Annotated in this window: 15 protein-coding genes; 10 read left to right on the top strand and 5 right to left on the bottom strand. The window is 63.9% G+C overall.

All coding sequences use genetic code 11. From position 1 onward, the window contains the following. Positions 1–2 precede the first annotated feature (2 nt). Together CK501_RS04005 and CK501_RS04000 are read right to left on the bottom strand one after the other, a co-directional pair. Complete coding sequence (locus CK501_RS04005; protein WP_095616413.1) at positions 3–1,514, bottom strand: YifB family Mg chelatase-like AAA ATPase; 1,512 nt, start codon at positions 1,512–1,514, stop codon at positions 3–5. A gap of 33 nt (positions 1,515–1,547) precedes the next feature. Continuing rightward, positions 1,548–1,811, bottom strand: a complete 264-nt coding sequence (locus CK501_RS04000; RefSeq protein ID WP_095616412.1) for an accessory factor UbiK family protein — start codon at positions 1,809–1,811, stop codon at positions 1,548–1,550. A 300-nt stretch (positions 1,812–2,111) separates the two neighbouring features. Here CK501_RS04000 and glnK point away from each other — a divergent pair, with 300 nt between their 5' ends. Both glnK and CK501_RS03990 read left to right on the top strand, forming a co-directional pair. Then, positions 2,112–2,450 carry a P-II family nitrogen regulator gene (gene glnK / locus CK501_RS03995; RefSeq protein ID WP_095616411.1) on the top strand — a complete coding sequence of 113 codons (339 nt, stop codon included), beginning with the start codon at positions 2,112–2,114 and terminating at the stop codon, positions 2,448–2,450. A 70-nt stretch (positions 2,451–2,520) separates the two neighbouring features. Further along, complete coding sequence (locus tag CK501_RS03990; RefSeq protein ID WP_095616410.1) at positions 2,521–3,765, top strand: ammonium transporter; 1,245 nt, start codon at positions 2,521–2,523, stop codon at positions 3,763–3,765. A 65-nt stretch (positions 3,766–3,830) separates the two neighbouring features. Here the strand turns inward: CK501_RS03990 and CK501_RS03985 are convergent, their stop codons facing one another. The 3 genes from CK501_RS03985 to speE are packed head-to-tail and all read right to left on the bottom strand — an operon-like array spanning position 3,831 to position 6,830. After that, the gene (locus CK501_RS03985; RefSeq protein ID WP_095616409.1) at positions 3,831–4,688 is read right to left on the bottom strand and encodes a class I SAM-dependent methyltransferase; all 858 of its coding nucleotides are present in this window, start codon (positions 4,686–4,688) and stop codon (positions 3,831–3,833) included. Next, positions 4,685–5,899, bottom strand: coding sequence for an MFS transporter (locus tag CK501_RS03980; protein ID WP_095616408.1), 1,215 nt, complete (start codon positions 5,897–5,899; stop codon positions 4,685–4,687). Before CK501_RS03980 ends, CK501_RS03985 begins: the two co-directional genes overlap by 4 nt. A 43-nt stretch (positions 5,900–5,942) precedes the next feature. Further along, complete coding sequence (gene speE, locus CK501_RS03975) at positions 5,943–6,830, bottom strand: polyamine aminopropyltransferase (protein WP_095616407.1); 888 nt, start codon at positions 6,828–6,830, stop codon at positions 5,943–5,945. A gap of 120 nt (positions 6,831–6,950) precedes the next feature. On the opposite strand from speE, the gene speA reads away from it, so the two are divergent. The 8 genes from speA (at position 6,951) to CK501_RS03935 (ending at position 16,795) form a co-directional block, all read left to right on the top strand. Then, complete coding sequence (gene speA / locus CK501_RS03970) at positions 6,951–8,840, top strand: biosynthetic arginine decarboxylase (protein ID WP_095616406.1); 1,890 nt, start codon at positions 6,951–6,953, stop codon at positions 8,838–8,840. A gap of 68 nt (positions 8,841–8,908) precedes the next feature. Then, the gene (locus CK501_RS03965; RefSeq protein WP_095616405.1) at positions 8,909–9,553 is read left to right on the top strand and encodes a sigma-70 family RNA polymerase sigma factor; all 645 of its coding nucleotides are present in this window, start codon (positions 8,909–8,911) and stop codon (positions 9,551–9,553) included. After that, a complete protein-coding gene (locus CK501_RS03960) occupies positions 9,550–10,191 on the top strand; it encodes a ChrR family anti-sigma-E factor (protein ID WP_095616404.1) in 642 nt (213 codons plus the stop codon). The genes CK501_RS03965 and CK501_RS03960 overlap by 4 nt, the downstream gene beginning before the upstream one ends. Positions 10,192–10,201: 10 nt before the next feature. Beyond that, positions 10,202–10,945, top strand: coding sequence for an SDR family NAD(P)-dependent oxidoreductase (locus CK501_RS03955; protein WP_198949372.1), 744 nt, complete (start codon positions 10,202–10,204; stop codon positions 10,943–10,945). An 80-nt stretch (positions 10,946–11,025) separates the two neighbouring features. After that, positions 11,026–12,801 (top strand): acyl-CoA dehydrogenase C-terminal domain-containing protein, encoded by a 1,776-nt coding sequence (locus CK501_RS03950; RefSeq protein ID WP_095616402.1) that lies wholly within the window; start codon positions 11,026–11,028, stop codon positions 12,799–12,801. Between the two features lie 78 nt (positions 12,802–12,879). Further along, positions 12,880–13,785, top strand: coding sequence for a phospholipase A (locus tag CK501_RS03945; protein ID WP_095616401.1), 906 nt, complete (start codon positions 12,880–12,882; stop codon positions 13,783–13,785). Between the two features lie 213 nt (positions 13,786–13,998). Next, positions 13,999–14,874 (top strand): LysR family transcriptional regulator, encoded by an 876-nt coding sequence (locus CK501_RS03940; RefSeq protein WP_095616400.1) that lies wholly within the window; start codon positions 13,999–14,001, stop codon positions 14,872–14,874. Between the two features lie 61 nt (positions 14,875–14,935). Next, the gene (locus CK501_RS03935) at positions 14,936–16,795 is read left to right on the top strand and encodes a sensor domain-containing diguanylate cyclase (RefSeq protein ID WP_095616399.1); all 1,860 of its coding nucleotides are present in this window, start codon (positions 14,936–14,938) and stop codon (positions 16,793–16,795) included. The last annotated feature ends 1 nt before the right edge of the window (position 16,796 follow it).

Below are 16,796 nucleotides of genomic sequence, written 5' to 3'. Positions count from 1 at the left end.
GATTATCCGGATTCGGCGCCGGACTGCAATCGGTAACCCAGGGCCTCCACCAGATGCGCCTTTTCCACCCGTTCCGCACCGGCCAGGTCCGCAATGGTGCGGCTCACCCTCAGCACCCGATGCAGCGCCCGGGCGGACAGCCCCAGCCGCCCCATGGCCTGCTCCAGCAGGGTTTCACCGTCGCCGTCCAGAGCACAGGCCTGGTGCAGGGCATCGCCCGCCAGCTCCGCGTTCAGTGCACCACGCTGGTGCTGGAAGGTGCGCAACCGGCTGACCCGATCACGCACCTCGGCACTGCTGGTCTCGCCCTTCTCCGGGCGAAGCAGTGTGCGCCCGTCCTGAACAGGCACGCCCACGTGCATATCAAAGCGGTCCATCAGGGGCCCTGAGAGGCGGCTCTGGTAGCGCAGTACCTGCTGCGCCGAACAGCGGCAGGCGATATCCGGGTGCCCTTCATAGCCACAGGGGCACGGGTTCATGGCAGCCACCACCTGGAACCGGGCCGGGAAGGTCACCCGGGTATTCGCCCTTGAGATGACAATCTCACCGGATTCCATGGGCTCGCGCAGCACTTCCAGCACCTTGCGGTCGAACTCCGGCAGCTCATCCAGAAAGAGCACCCCCCGGTGCGCCAGCGAAATCTCTCCGGGGCGCGGGCTGCTGCCACCTCCGACCAGGGCCACGGCCGAGGCGGTATGGTGGGGTGCCCGGTAGGGCGGCGTGCGCCATCCCCGCGCCTGGCTGAACGAGCCCGCCACTGAGTGCACGGAGGCGACCTCCAGTGCCACCTCCCGCGCCAGCGGTGGCAGCAGCCCGGGCAGCCGGCTCGCCAGCATGCTCTTGCCGGTCCCGGGCGGGCCATGGAACAGCAGGTTGTGGCCCCCGGCAGCGGCGATCTCCAGGGCTCGCTTGGGAATATGCTGTCCCTGAACGTCCGCCAGATCCGGCACGGCGCCCTGCCCCAGATCGTCCGCCTCGCGGGGCGCAATGGCCGTCAGCCGCTGCTCGCCTTTGAGGTGGGCACAGACGCTCAGCAGATGGTCCGCGGCGAAGGTATCCTCCCGGCTGGCAAGGGCCGCTTCGTCGGCATTGCCGGCAGGCACCATTATGGTGCGCTCCATACCGCGTGCGCCCATCACGGCGGGCAGTATGCCCTCCAATGGACGCAGGCTGCCGTCCAGCGCGAGCTCCCCCAGGAATTCCATACCGGCCACAGCCTCCGGCTCAACCTGCCCGGACGCGGCCAGTATGCCCAGGGCGATGGGCAGATCGAAGCGGCTGCCTTCCTTGGGCAGGTCGGCGGGTGCCAGGTTGATGGTGATGCGGCGGGCGGGGAAATCGAAACCGCTGTTAAGCAGGGCACTGCGCACCCGGTCCTTGCTTTCGCGCACGCCTGCCTCGGGCATGCCCACAATGGACAGTGACGGCAGCCCGCCGGAAAGGTGGGTCTCAACGGTAACGGCGGGGGCATCCACGCCCACCCTTGCCCGTGTGTGGATCACGGCAAAACTCATGGCAACATCCCTGTTGTTGGTGGTGTTGTGCGGTTACTGCTGGTCGCGGCCCAGCTGCTCTTCCAGTGCCGCAACGCGCTTCTCAAGCGCCTCGACCTTCTCTCGCGTGCGGGTAAGGACGGCGGACTGGGCATCGAACTCTTCCCGGGTCACCAGGTCCAGTCGATCGATCACCGAGGTCACCGCCATGCGCACGTGCTGCTCCACGTCATCCCGGGCCACCCGGGCCATGTCCGGCATGAACTGGTCCAGCTGACCACGCAGTTCGCTGAAAAGATCCTGGGGGCTACGGGGCATGGCTAAACTCCTCGGTTCATTGATGGCGGTATGCTAGCACAGCGACCAGGGCGCTCCCACAGGCCACCTGACGCCCAATGTTGGGTCACGTCGGGGGCGAATGCGCTACAATGGGGCAATGCAGCCGGGCCGCACCCCGGCGGCATCAGGTAACTTCCTGTTTTACAGTTCGTTTCTGCGTTGGCACAGGGCGTGCAAAGGCCTGAGCAGAGTCCGCACAACCTGCTGCGGGCCTGGTACGCACCCCGATTAAGGCCGCCATACCCAGTTCGGCTGGGCCGGCAACGAAAGGAGAAACCCATGAAACTTGTGACAGCGATTATTAAGCCGTTCAAGCTTGATGACGTGCGCGAAGCCCTGTCCGAAATCGGTGTCCAGGGTGTCACCGTCACGGAAGTCAAAGGCTTCGGCCGGCAGAAAGGCCACACCGAACTCTATCGCGGCGCGGAATACGTCGTTGATTTCCTGCCCAAGGTGAAAGTCGAGATCGCCATCAGCGAAAAGCTGCTGGACCAGGTCATCGAGTCCATTTCGAAGGCCGCCAATACCGGCAAGATCGGTGACGGCAAGATCTTCGTCAGTGAGATGGAGCAGGCGATCCGGATCCGGACCGGCGAGACCGGCGAGGAAGCCGTCTGACGCCCGGCTACTCCAGATGCCAGAACACCATTCCCGAAGTTGAAAAGCCTTGTGCGGAGGGCTTATTCCAATGGAAAACACAGTTAACGAACTGCAGTTTGCGCTCGATACCTTCTACTTCCTGATCTGTGGTGCCTTCGTCATGTGGATGGCGGCAGGCTTCACCATGCTTGAGTCCGGACTGGTCCGGGCCAAGAACACCACCGAGATCCTGACCAAGAACGTTGGTCTCTATTCCATCGCCTGCATCATGTACATGGTCTGCGGTTACGCCATCATGTACAGCGGCGGCACCTTCCTGTCCGGCATCATGGACCCCGGTGTCTCCGAGGGCTTCACCTATGAAGCGGTTTCGACCTACGCGCCGGCCTCGGATTTCTTCTTCCAGGTCGTGTTCGTGGCAACCGCCATGTCCATCGTCTCCGGGGCTGTGGCTGAACGGATGAAGCTCTGGGCGTTCTTCGCCTTCACCGTTGTCCTGACCGGTTTCATCTACCCGATGGAAGGCGCCTGGACCTGGGGCGGTGCTGCCGTATTCGGCATGTACAACCTGGCGGATCTGGGCTTCAGTGACTTCGCCGGGTCCGGCATCGTGCACATGGCCGGGGCGTCCGCGGCGCTGGCGGGTGTCCTGCTGCTGGGCCCGCGTAAGGGCAAATACGGTCCCAACGGCGAGGTGCGTGCAATTCCGGGCGCCAACCTGCCGCTGGCCACGCTGGGCACCTTCATCCTCTGGATGGGCTGGTTCGGCTTCAACGGCGGTTCCGTTCTGGCAGCAGCCAGCGTTGAGTCCGCCAACTCCATAGCCATTGTGTTCCTCAACACCAATACCGCCGCTGCCGGTGGTGCCGTGGCTGCCCTGATCGTCTCCCGGCTGATGTTCGGCAAGGCCGACCTGACCATGCTCCTCAACGGGGCGCTGGCCGGGCTGGTTGCCATTACCGCCGAGCCCTCCACGCCGACACCGCTGGCTGCCACACTGTTCGGCGCCCTTGGCGGTATCCTGGTGGTCTTCTCGATCGTGGCACTGGACAAGCTGCGCATCGACGATCCGGTAGGTGCCATCTCCGTGCACGGTACGGTGGGTCTTCTGGGCCTGCTGCTGGTGCCGATCACCAACGGCGGCGCGAGCTTCAGCGGCCAGATCATCGGTGCCCTGACCATCTTTGTGTGGGTCTTCGTGGCCAGCCTGGTTGTCTGGGGCATCCTCAAGGCCGTGATGGGCATCCGGGTCACCGAGGAGCAGGAGTACGAAGGCCTCGACATTGCCGAGTGCGGCATGGAAGCCTACCCCGAGTTCGAACACACCAACTGATCCGGACAACGGGTAACAAAGCAGGCAACACAGGGGCGCCCCACGGGGCGCCCCTTTTTCATGGTTCAGCCGGTACCTGCCGCCACCACACGCACCACCGCATCGCCACGATTGGATGGCAGGTCCAGGTGCTCCCGGTACTCCGCCGGGTCATGGACCCGCACGCCGGCAAAACCAACCCCCCGGAATACCTGCTCCACCTCGCCGGCATCCGCGAAATGGAAGGTCACGTCACTGTCACTGAGCCGCCCCAGCGCGTTCGCCCCCATACGGATGGCACGACTGAACGCGCCACTGCGTGGCACGAGATAGGTCTCCATGAGATAGCGACTGCCTGGATGGCGCGCACCGAGAGCGGCTATGCGTTCCCAGAACGGGACCATATCCTCAAGCGTGAAGTAACTGGTCAGCCCCTCGGTGATCACTACAATGGGCTCACTTGGCCGGAAACACTGCGCCACCACAGCTTCCATGGATTCCGGCCCCTCCCGGTGAAAGACATTGAGCGGCAACACCTGATGCCCCTCGCTCAAGGCCCCCTCCTGTTCCAGGGCCCGGCGCTTGCGCTCGGCCATCCCCGGCATGTCGGTCTCCACATAGGTCAGCTCCGGGAAACACTGCCGGAAGCGGTGGCCACGCGGGGACAGGCCGCTGGCAATCTCCAGCACCTGGGTAACGCCCTCCTCCCGGATCCAGTGCGCCAGGAGGTGGTCCATGATGCGGTGGCGCTGCAGCAGGATGGTGCGCAGGTTGCTGCCGCCAAGGGTGCGACTCAGCCATTCCACGGGTACCAGCCCGCGGTACAGCCAGGGCCCCGCCCCGGAACCAAGCCAGTGTGGCGCCAGGTCGTTGCGGCGCCAGACCTCTCCGGTATAGAGGCCGGTAAAGCTTATGGATGCGGTGTCGTCGGACTGTCGTCTCATGATTCGGGGGCCTCCCCTGTCCGTACCCCGGAAGCGGCGGCTGCTCGCTGCCAGTAGACCAGCATCGCCAGGCCCACACCGGCAACCGGCAGTGACAGCACCAGACTCCCGGACCAGCCCAGCAGGTGATAGAGCGCACCCGCTGTCAGTGCGCCCACCGCGGCCAGGCCGGAGACGATCGTATCGTTGATGCCCTGAATACGGTGCGCCCGCTCCGGTGAGTGGCACAGCGTCAGGAAAGCGCTGCCACCCACGTAGAGAAAGTTCCAGGCGACCCCAAGGAGAATGAGCGACGGAACCACGAATACCGGCGCCCTGCCCGGCATCCCCGTAAGGGCGGAAAGCGCCAGCAGCAGAAAACCGAGCGCCAGAACACGGCCATGCCCCAGTCTCTCCAGCAACCGCCCGGTGAAGAACGAGGGCAGGAACATGGCAACCACATGGAGCTGGATGGCGACGCCCACCAGCGTGTGGCTGCCCGGCCCGCTGTTGAGGGCCAGCGTGGACTGGACCATGAGCAGGTTCATGACCATGTAGCCGGCACCCGCGCAGTACATGGCCAGAAAGGCTCCAAAGCCGGCCATGGCGGGTGGAACGGCGGGCACCTGCGACGCCTTCCCCGCCTCCGGCGCTGGCCCACCGGCATTGAGCCCCGGCACCGCGAGCATGACCAGGAAGGTGATCGCACCAGCCAGTGAGAAGATCAGGTAACTGTGGGCGAAGGACTGGCCCTCGAACAGGGCCCCGGCTTCCAGCGTCAGCAGTGGCGCCAGGATCCCGGCCAGGACGCCGCCCGCTGTGACCAGCGCCACCGCCCGCCCTCTCAGCTCCGCTTCAACCCCATCGGTGGCGGCGAACCGGTAGTAGTTGGCGTGGGTAATGAAGATGCCCAGCAGCACATGGCTGAGGATAAGCCCGGTGAAGGAGCCACCGCGGATGGCCAGATAGCCGGTCACACCCGCTGCCATGGCGAAACAGGCGCCCATCAGGAAAACGGGCCGCCGCCCCAGAGCTCCCATGAGCCTTGAGACCGGGTAGGCGCACAGGATCACAACCGCGAACTGCAGGCCATAGGGCAGTGTGGTCATCCAGGGGGTGGGCGCCAGTTCCGAGCCCACAATCGCGGCGACCGACACCGAGGCCACCGCACAGGTGAGAAACAGGGCCTGGCACAGAGCCAGGAGATAGACACGCTGCTGTTGTCGGGTCATTCAGAGCACTCCTTTGCGTTTGCGTCCGGTTCCAGTCGAGGCTTCACCCTTCGCCGCCGACGGGATGATCCTCGCCGATGATATCCTGCAGGAAGGGCGGTGTCGCCAGGGCTCCCCGGTGCACGTCCGCGCTGTAGTAGCGGGTCGGGAACGGGCGCGCCCCGGCATCCGCCTCCCGGAAGTGTTCCAGCGGCGTCACCTTGCCCGCGATGGTGCAACTCCACCAGCCCGTGGGGTAGACGGGCTGCGGGAACACCAGCGTCTTGCTGTGATGGTAGCCCGCGGCTTTCATGTCCTCATGGGCCTTACGGATGATCGATTTCGGCCCCTCCATCAGCGGCGACTCGGTCTGCTGCACCATCAGGCCGTTCTCCCCCAGCGCCATGTGGCAGTCGCGGTAGAAATCCTTCGTGAACAGCCCTTCCGCCGGGCCCACGGGGTCCGTGCTGTCGATGATGATGACATCGAAATAACCCGGATCCGTGTCCTGGATCCACTTGATGCCGTCGCCGAAGAAGAAATTGGCACGCGGATCCTCATTCGCCTCGCACAGTTCCGGGAACCACTGCTCGGACAGCTCCGTCACACGCTGATCGATCTCCGCCTGCCAGACCTCCTCAACACCGTCATGGCGCAGCACCTCGCGCAGCGTGCCGCAGTCACCACCGCCAATGATGGCGACCCGCCTGGGATTGCGGTGAGTGAACAGCACCGGATGGGCCATCATCTCGTGGTAAAGGAAGTTGTCCCGGGTGGAGAGCATGACGCAGCCGTCGATCGCCATCAGGTACCCGAATGTCGCGGTCTCGTAGATGCTGATGCTCTGGTAGGGCGACTGCTCCGCGTGCACCCTCCCCCTGATCCGGAGGGAAAAGGCGGAAGACTCCTCCGGGTAGATCTCAGTGAACCAGTTGTCGTCGAGTCCGCTCATGACTCCCTCCTGTGCATGGGTAAAGGGATCATTGTACGACCCGCCGGCAACGGACAGAAGCCTGTTCCATAGACGCGCGCGGCCTTACAATCCCCGGAAAGCCATCTGCCCGGAGCCCGCATGCACAGTGATACCCCTGGCCGCACCTGGAACATCGATCGCTGGAGCGAGGGCTACGTCACGGTCGGCGCCGGAGGTGAGCTGCGCATAAACCCCGATACCCGGAGCCCCGGGGTGGCACTGGCCGAGGTCGTGGCACAGGTACAGCACCAGGGCGCCCGCCTGCCGGTGCTGATCCGCTTCAGCGACATTCTCCGTCACCGTGTGAACCGTCTGTGCCGTGCTTTCAATGAGCCCATCCGGAACCTTGGCTACGAGGGAGGCTACACCGCTGTCTACCCCATCAAGGTCAACCAGCAGCGCCGCGTGGTGGAAGAGATCCTGCGCAGCGAACCGGCCGCCCGAGAGGGCCAGATCGGCCTGGAGGCCGGCAGCAAACCGGAACTCTTCGCGGTGCTGGCTCTGGCGCCACCCAATGCCCGCATCATCTGCAACGGCTACAAGGACCGCGAGACCATCCGTCTGGCACTGATGGGGCAGCGCCTCGGCCACCGTGTGTTCATCGTGGTGGAGAAAGCCTCGGAGTTGCCGCTGATCCTGGACGAGTCCCGCCGCCTGGGTTTGCGCCCTCTCATCGGGGTTCGCGCGCGGCTGGCCACCATTGGCGAGGGCAACTGGCAGAACACCGGGGGCGAGAAGTCCAAGTTCGGACTGTCCGCACAGCAGGTCCTGACGGTGGTGGAGCAGCTGCGTGAGGCCGATGCCCTGGATCGCCTGCAGCTGCTGCATTTCCACCTGGGATCCCAGATCGCCAACATCCGGGACATCCAGACCGGCCTGCGCGAGGCGGCTCGCTTCCACCATACCCTGCACGAGGCCGGCGCGCCCCTGAACACCGTGGACGTGGGCGGCGGCCTGGGCGTGGATTACGAGGGCACCCGTTCGCGCAGTGCCTGCTCCATGAACTACAGTATGGAGGAATACGCCCGCCAGGTGGTGCAGACCTTCCACGAGTCCTGCACCCGTAACAACCTGCCCCACCCGCACCTGATCACCGAGTCCGGCCGCGCCATGACCGCCCATCACGCGGTACTGGTGACCAACATCATCGACCGGGAAGCGCCCGAAGCGGCCACCCCGGAACCGGTCCCCGAAACCGCACCGGCGCCACTGCGCAGTCTCTGGGCGGATTACCAGGCGCTCAGCGGCGACGGGCCCGAACGCTCGGCCGTGGAGATCCATCATGATGCGGCGCAGGCCATGGCGGACGTTCAGACCGAATTCGCCCATGGGCTACTGTCCCTGCAGCAGCGCGCCCAGGCGGAACAGCTCCAGCGCCAGGTGGCCATGCGGCTGCGCACCCGCCTCAATCCCGGCAACCGCGTGCACCGCGACCTGCTTGATGAGCTCAACGAACAGTGCGCGGAACGGCTGTTCATGAATCTGTCGATCTTCCAGTCACTGCCGGACATCTGGGGCATTGACCAGATATTCCCCATCCTGCCGCTGCAGGGACTGGACCAGCCGACCACGCGGCGGGCGGTGCTGAGGGACATGACCTGCGACTCCGATGGCCGCATCGACCACTACGTGGATGGCGACGGGATTGAGACCACCCTGCCCCTGCCCGATGCCACGGACGTGGACCAGCTCGCCTTCTTCATGACCGGCGCCTACCAGGAGATCCTGGGGGACATGCACAACCTGTTCGGCGACACGGACGCCGCCGATGTCAGCCTGGATGCCGCGGGCAACGCCCAGGTCACCCACCTGGCCCGGGGTGAGACGCTGGCCAGCGTACTGCGCCAGGTCAACCATGACCCGGAGAACCTGTTCCGCCAGCTGGAATCCCGGATCGAGACCGCCGGACTGTCGGACGAAGAGCGTCTGCGGCTGCTGGAACAGATCCGCCAGGGGCTGGGAAGCTACACCTATCTCACCGGTGACTGATCCATACCCGCCGCGCCCGCGTAACCCTGTTCAGGTTTGATTTCCCAACATGGCTACGGGCACCTACAATGGAACTCATAAGAAGCAGCCAGACGGCAGCAGCCAAGAGTCGCAACGTGACCACAGCCCCGGACAGTTCGCGCGCCGAGCGCAGCAAGGACCACTGGAGCCAGCTCCTCGAGCGGGTCGCCAGCCATCAGGACAGGGCGGCCTTCCACGAGCTGTTCGAGCACTTCGGTCCCCAGATCAAGTACTATGCCATTTCCAATGGCATCGCCCATCAGGCGGAAGAACTCGTCCAGGAGGTCATGATCTCCATCTGGCGGCGGGCCTCCACCTATGACTGGCGCAAGGCGGCTGCCTCCACCTGGATCTTCACCATTGCCCGTAACCAGCGCATCGACATGCTGCGCAAGATCCAGCGCGGCAGTGCCGAGATGGCCATCGAAACGGAAGACCTTTGGCAGATCCCCGGTGACGATGAGAAGGATCCAGTGCCCTCCCTTCACCGTATCATTGCCGAACGGCGTATCCGGGACTCTTTCGAATACCTGCCGCAGGAACAGCTGACCGTGCTCAAACAGGTCTATCTCGAACACAAGTCGCACCAGGCCGTGGCTGAGGATCTCGACATTCCACTCGGTACCGTCAAGAGCCGTGTCCGTCTGGCACTGGGCAAACTGAAAGTGATTCTTCAGGATCAGGACCTATGAGTACCCATCATCCCGATGAAGTCCTTCTGATGGAGTACAGTGCGGGCACGCTCTCCGAGCCCATGGCCCTGTGCATGCGCATGCATCTCGACCGGTGCTCCCAGTGCCGCGGCCAGCTGGACATGCTGAACAGCCTGGGCGCGATCATGCTCGACCACAGCCAACAGGCCAGCCGGGTCTCCGACGATCTGTTCGACAATATTGTCGCGCAGATTGACAGCGAACCGGCGCCCCGTGAGGCGGAGACGGAGAAGCCCTCCCATGATTCCCCGCTCGAACGGCTGCTTGGCAGTGACCTGCAGGAGCTGCCCTGGAAGCGCCAGCTGGCCGATGTCAGCGTCTATGATCTGAGCGACCGCTTCCCCGGGGATGAGCGCGTCACCCTGCAGAAGCTGTGCGCCGGTGGACGGGCCCCTTCCCACAGTCACCACGGCTCCGAGGCCACACTGGTGCTGACCGGTGCCTTTGCCGATGCCAATGGTGTATTCAGCAAGGGGGACTTCGTGATCCTGGACCACCACCATGACCACCAGCCGGTGGCACTGCACGGTGAGGACTGCATCACCCTCTCGGTGATGGACGCCCCCGTGAAACTCACCGGCCGGCTGACGCGGCTGCTCAACCCCTTCATCCGCTAGCCCGGGGCTGATGGATACCCTGGTTGCCGGAATCAGTGGCGGCATCGGCCTGGCGCTGGCGGCCCATGAGCTGCAGCGCAATCCCGAAACCCATGTGGTGGGACTGAGCCGCAGCGCTTCCCGGAACCACGAGGCCTGCGCCCTGGCGGAGGCCTTTCCCGGGCGGCTCAGCCTGGTGGATGCCGACGTGGCCGAGAGGGGCTCCCTGGATGCTGCCCTTTCTGACCATTTACCCGGAGATGCCCGGCTCACCCGCATCCTCTATGCCGTTGGCGTGCTCCATGGCGAAGGGTTGTTTCCGGAAAAACGGCTGGAGGACGTGGACCCGGAGGCCATGCTGCACAGCTACCGGGTCAATACGCTGGGATTCCTCAACACCGTACAGGCGCTGCTCCCATGGCTGCGCCATCGCGACCCCAAGCTGATCGCCGCGGTTTCCGCCAAGGTCGGCTCCATCGGCGATAACAGCTATGGCGGCTGGTACGGCTACCGCTGCAGCAAGGCCGCCCTCAATATGGCGGTGCGCAATCTCGCTATCGAAACCCAGCGCCGGCTCCGGCCCGCGACGGTGGTGGCCCTTCACCCCGGCACCACCGAAACGGCCCTGACCGCCCCTTTCCCGCAGTCCCTGGCGCACCTCAGGGTGCACAGTCCCGCTGATACCGCCGCCAACCTCTGGGCGGTCCTCGATGACCTGGGTCCTGGGGACAGCGGTCGTTTCCTGAGCTGGGATGGTTCGGAACTCCCCTGGTAACCCTGAACCAGCACCCCGCCTCATCCGTAAACACTGATACATCCTGAATCTCCATTCACCTCACCATAGCGAGGCGTTTCATGGCCTACGATGCACCGGTTACCGATTACCGTTTCCTCCTCTACAACGTCCTGGGTGCCGACCGCCTGTGCGAACTCGAGCCCTACACGGAGGCGACTCCGGACCTGATCAACGCCATCCTGGAGGAAGGCGGCCGCTTCATGCGGGATATCATGGAGCCAACCAACGTACCGGGCGACCGCGAGGGCTGCCAGTTCAACCCTGAGGACGCCAGTGTCACCACTCCCTCCGGTTTCCAGGAAGCCTACCGCCAGTTTTCCGAAGGCGGCTGGACATCGCTGGACGCGCCGGTCGAGTACGGTGGCCAGGGCCTGCCGCACATCCTCAAGTTCATCGTCGATGAGATGGTATGCGCCACCAACCTGTCGCTGGGCATGTACCCCGGGCTTACCCACGGCGCCATCAGCACCCTGCACGAGCACGGCTCCCGGGAATTGAAGGACACCTACCTGGAGAAACTGATCTCCGGCGAATGGACCGGCACCATGTGCCTGACCGAACCCCAGTGCGGGACCGACCTGGGCCTGATCCGGACCAAGGCCCAGCCGGATGCCGACGGCAGCTATCGGATCAGCGGTACCAAGATCTGGATCACCGGTGGCGAGCATGATCTGACGGACAACATCATGCACCTGGTGCTGGCCAAGCTGCCGGATGCACCTGCCGGTACCAAGGGCATCTCCCTGTTCGTGGTGCCCAAGGTGATCCCGGAGACCGGTGAGCGCAACAGCATCTTCTGTGGTGGCCTGGAGCACAAGATGGGCATCAAGGGCTCCGCCACCTGCGTCATGAACATGGACGAGGCCCGGGGCTGGCTGGTGGGCGAGCCCCATGACGGTATGCGCCAGATGTTCACCATGATGAACGAGGCCCGTCTGATGGTCGGCATGCAGGGGCTGGGGCTGGCCGAGGCCGCGTACCAGGTGAGTCTCGGTTTCGCGAAGGAGCGCCTGCAGAGCCGCTCCCTCGCCGGCCCGAAGAACCCGGACGGCCCCGCCGATCCGGTCATTGTGCATCCGGATGTGCGCCGCATGCTGATGCGCCAGAAGGTGCTCAACGAAGGCATGCGAGCCATGGCCCTGTACGCCGGACACCAACTGGATCTGTCCAAGGCCCACCCGGACGCTGACACCCGCCAGACAGCCGATGACATCGTCCAGATCATGACGCCCGTGGTGAAAGCCTTCCTGACGGATGAGGGCTACGCCAATGCCAATACCGGCCTGCAGGTGCTGGGCGGTTCCGGTTTCACCCAGGACTGGCCCATTGAACAGTACGTGCGTGATGGCCGCATCGCCCGCATCTACGAGGGCACCAACGGCATCCAGGCCATGGACCTGGTGGGGCGCAAGCTGAGCCTGCACAAGGGCCGCCTGGTACAGAGCCTGTTCGCGGACATGACCGGCTACCTAAAAGCCAACCCGGACTGCGCGCACCGGGATGCGCTGAAAGGGGCCCTGGCAACGCTGGAAGAGGCGGTGAACTGGCTCAATGACAACGCGCGCCAGGACCCGGAGCAGGCTGGTGCCGCGGCCACGCCCTTCCTGCGGCTCACGGGACTGACCGTGATAGCCTGGATGTGGACCCGTATGGCGGACGCGGCCGGCCAGGCGCTGGCCAATGGCGAGGGTAACCAGGCTTTCCACGAGGCCAAGCAGGTCTCGGCGCGCTTCTTCTTCGACAAGCTTCTACCGGAGAAGGACGCTCTGCTTGCGGACATCGTGGACGGCAAGGAGAGTCTTATGGCCCTTGATGACGACCAGTGGGCCCTGTAAACCATTACGCCGCACTCGACGCCGGGCCCAGTGCCCGGCGTTTTTGTGTGCGACCCATGCCTGGCGTAAACTCCGACCATGAAGCGACTACACCACCTGACACTGCTGATGACCTTCCTGGTCGGGCTCTACACGGTCCCCAGCCCGGCACATCCTCATGAGGACACCGACAGCGAGGCGGAGGCAACCTCCGAACCGCAACCCCGGGAGCGCATGCTCGGCGAGTCAAGCATCCTCCAGCCGCACCGGCGCAATTACCTGCTGCCGGCCACGCGGACGGGATCGCCCAACCAGATACCCACCACCCCCACCTACACGCCGCAACCCCATGGCGAGCAGGTGGAAAAGGAGGAGGTCAAGTTCCAGCTCAGCTTCCGCCTGCCACTGCTGACCGGTGTGTTTGAAGGCCCCAACCGGCTGTGGTTCGGCTACACCCAGCTGGCGTTCTGGCAGCTGTACAACACCGAGGAATCCTCACCGTTCCGCGAGATCAACTTCGAACCCGAGATCTTCATGACCCATGACCTGGGCTGGGAGATTGGCCCGGGCAAACTCGACACGCTCATCATCGGTTTCAATCATGAGTCGAATGGCCGTGAGGAGCCTTTTTCGCGCAGCTGGAACCGGGTGAAGGCGGGCATGGTCTACAGCACCGACAACTGGACCATCGCCCTGGAGCCCTGGTACCGGCTCAAGCCCTCAAGGGCAGAAGACGATAACCCGGACATTGAGCGGTATCTCGGGTACGGCGAGCTCAACGCGGTCTACAACCCGGCAGGGACCCACGCGCTCGGAATCTCGCTGATGAACAACCTGAGGGATGAAAACAACCGGACCTCCGTCGAGATCAACTGGTCCTTCCCGGTCAGCGATTCCATCAAGGCCCACATCCAGTACTACAACGGATACGGTGAGTCCCTCATCGACTACAACGAACGCACCCACCGCATCGGTCTGGGCGTTTCCCTGAACGACTGGCTCTGAACAACAGTGGAATCGGAAAGGAATGGGCAGGCGGACGCCTGCCCATGGAAGGGGCTGCCGGCCAGCCGAGGAGCCTGACCGGTAACCGGCTGCATCACAATGCACGGGCAAACCCGCTCTTCCCTGAACCCGCGCCTTGATGCTGGTTACACTTTACTCACGGTAATCGATGATGGAAAATGATTATTTCTATTCGATCCGTGAGTTCCGCTCATGATTCAGCGTCACCATCTTGAAATCCTCATGGCTCTGCACGAGAAGGGCACCCTTGGCGAAGCCGCCAGCCACCTCTGCCTGACCCAGTCGGCCCTCTCCCATTCCATGCATAAGCTGGAGGAGCAGAGCGGGGCCCGGCTGTGGTCCAAGCAGGGCCGACGCCTGCAGCTGACGCAGGCCGGCAGCTACCTGCTGGAACTGGGCCAGCAGCTGCTGCCGCGTCTGCAGGAGGCGGATGCGACCCTGCGCGCCTTCGGTGAAGGGCGGCGCGGACGCCTGCGGATCGGCATGGAATGCCATCCCTGCTACGAATGGCTGCTGACGGTTGTCCAACCCTACCTGCGGCGCTGGCCGGACGTGGATCTGGACGTGATCCAGAAGTTCCGCTTCAACGGCCTCGAAGCCCTGACCCAGCACCGGATCGACATCCTCATCACCAGCGATCCCGTGTTCAGCAGTGACCTCTGCCATACACCGGTCTTTGACTACGAGCTCATGCTCGTGGCCGCGCAGGAAAACGCCCTTGCCGGCGGCGGTGCCATAACGCCTGAGCGCCTCAGCCAGACACGGCTGATCCACTTCCCGGTGGCCCGGGAGCGGCTGGATGTGTTCACTCACTTCCTGTCACCTGCCGGACTGGAACCGGTCCACCAGCAGGAAGTGGAAGCCATGGAGATCATGCTCCAGCTGGTGGCGGCCAACCGGGGTGTCTGCACCCTGCCGGACTGGCTGGCTGAACGCTATCGCGACAGTCACCCCATCGCTACCCGGCGCCTGGGTGAGGAAGGGGTCCACAAGACACTGTATCTGGTGTACCGCCAGGCCGACGCCGGCATTGATTACCTGGCGGACTTCGTCGGTTACGGTCGGTAACCAGAGGGCAACACGGCATCCCGGGACCGCCACTACACTGAGCGGAAAAGGGATGCTGATAATGAGCCGCATACTGATTCGGTTGCTACTCTACGGACTCCTGCTGCTGGCAGGCCCCGCGTCCGCAGAGACTGCCCAGTGGTCCGGGAACGAACGGAACCTCCCACTTGAGGGCCATACCCAGTCGTGGGTCGACACCAGTGGCGACGCCAGCCTCGGTGACGTCCGCAGCCTGCCGCGTGAAGCCTGGACACCGGAAGAGCCGCCGTCCATCAGCCACGGCTATGTGGATGAGCCCTACTGGTTCCGGACCCGGATCCACAACCCCACGGACACTCCGCTCAATCCCTATCTGGAAATCGGTTACCCCGCACTGCACCACATTGACCTGCATGTACTCAGTGGTGGCGAGACGGTCCAGACACAGACCATGGGCAATCAGCTGCCTTTCGGGCAGCGCCCGCTGGAACACCGTAACTTCGTGATCCCCCTGCAACTCGCACCCGGGGAAACGCTGACGGTGTTCATGCGCGTGGAGACGGGCAGCTCCATGCAGGTGCCGCTGACCCTCTGGGAATCGGAAGCGTTTCTGGTCTATGAACAGTCAGACCTGCTGTTCCAGGGCATCTATTTCGGCATTGCCGTGGCCATGATCTTCTACCACATCTTCGTCTACATCGCGGTGCGCGAACGGGCCTTCCTCTACTACATCGGTTACATCTCCGCCATGCCCCTGTTCCTCGCCACGCTGGGCGGCCTCGCCTACCAGTTCCTCTGGCCCGGCGCGACCTGGTGGAACAACCAGCTGATGATGATCTTCCTGATGAGCGTGGTGGTCTTCGGTGCCCTGTTCACCATCCGCTTCCTGTCCATCAACAGCGACAACCATCCCTTCCTGCTGCGGGCTACCTCAAACCTGATCGCTGCCGCCCTGCTCATCATCCTGGCGGCCCTCTTCGTGCCCTTCAGCACCATTGTACTGCCGAGCATCGGCGTGGCCTTCGTGGCCTGCTGCCTGATGCTTCTTGTGGGGATTGTCCGTCTCCTCAAAGGAGTACAGGCAGCGCGTTACTATACGGTCGCCTGGTTCGCCATGCTTGCCGGCGGCATCATCCTGGCCCTGAACAAGTTCGCAGTGGTCCCCAACACCGTGTTCACCCAGAACGCGGTCCAGGTGGGCTCGGCCCTAGGGGTCATCGTGCTCTCATTCGCCATTGCCGATCGCCTCAACAAGGAGAAAAAGGCGGCGCTGGAAGCCCAGCAACAGGCCCTGCGCGAGGAGCGCAATGCCCGCATGGCACAGGCGGAAACGCTGCGGGTCCAGGAAGAGGCCAATACCCGTCTGGAGCATCGGGTGCACGAGCGTACCGAGGCTCTGGAAGCCGCCAATGCCAAGCTTCTGGAATTCAGCACCACGGACGCCCTCACCGGTCTGCGCAACCGCGGCTACTTTGAAGAGGTTTTCCCGAACTATTGCGTGGAAGCATTCCGGTACCGCCAGCCGCTGTCTGTAATGGTCCTGGACATTGACCACTTCAAGGCCTTCAACGACCGTTACGGGCACCTGGTGGGTGACGACTGCCTGCGGATGGTGGCGGAATGCATTGCCAATCTGGTGACACGCCCCGAGGACATTGTCGCCCGCTATGGCGGCGAGGAGTTCGTGGTGGTGCTCCCGGATACCGCGGTTGAAGGGGCCCGCTGCGTGGCCGAACGGATCCGCCGGCGCGTGGCCGAAACGCCTTTCCAGGTTTCCCGGGAGACCATCCACCTGACGGTGAGCATCGGCATCAGCGGCCGGATTCCCGAGACGGCCGAGATCACCCAGCGCCTGTTTGAAGACGCGGACCAGGCCCTATATGCCGCCAAGCATTCCGGACGCAACCGGGTCTTTGTCGACAGCGATGGGCAACCGGCCTGAT

This window comes from Halovibrio salipaludis (assembly GCF_002286965.1).
Classification (GTDB): domain Bacteria; phylum Pseudomonadota; class Gammaproteobacteria; order Pseudomonadales; family Oleiphilaceae; genus Halospina; species Halospina salipaludis.
Note: the sequence above shows the minus strand (reverse complement) of the source record. Positions and strands in the feature narration are given on the sequence as shown.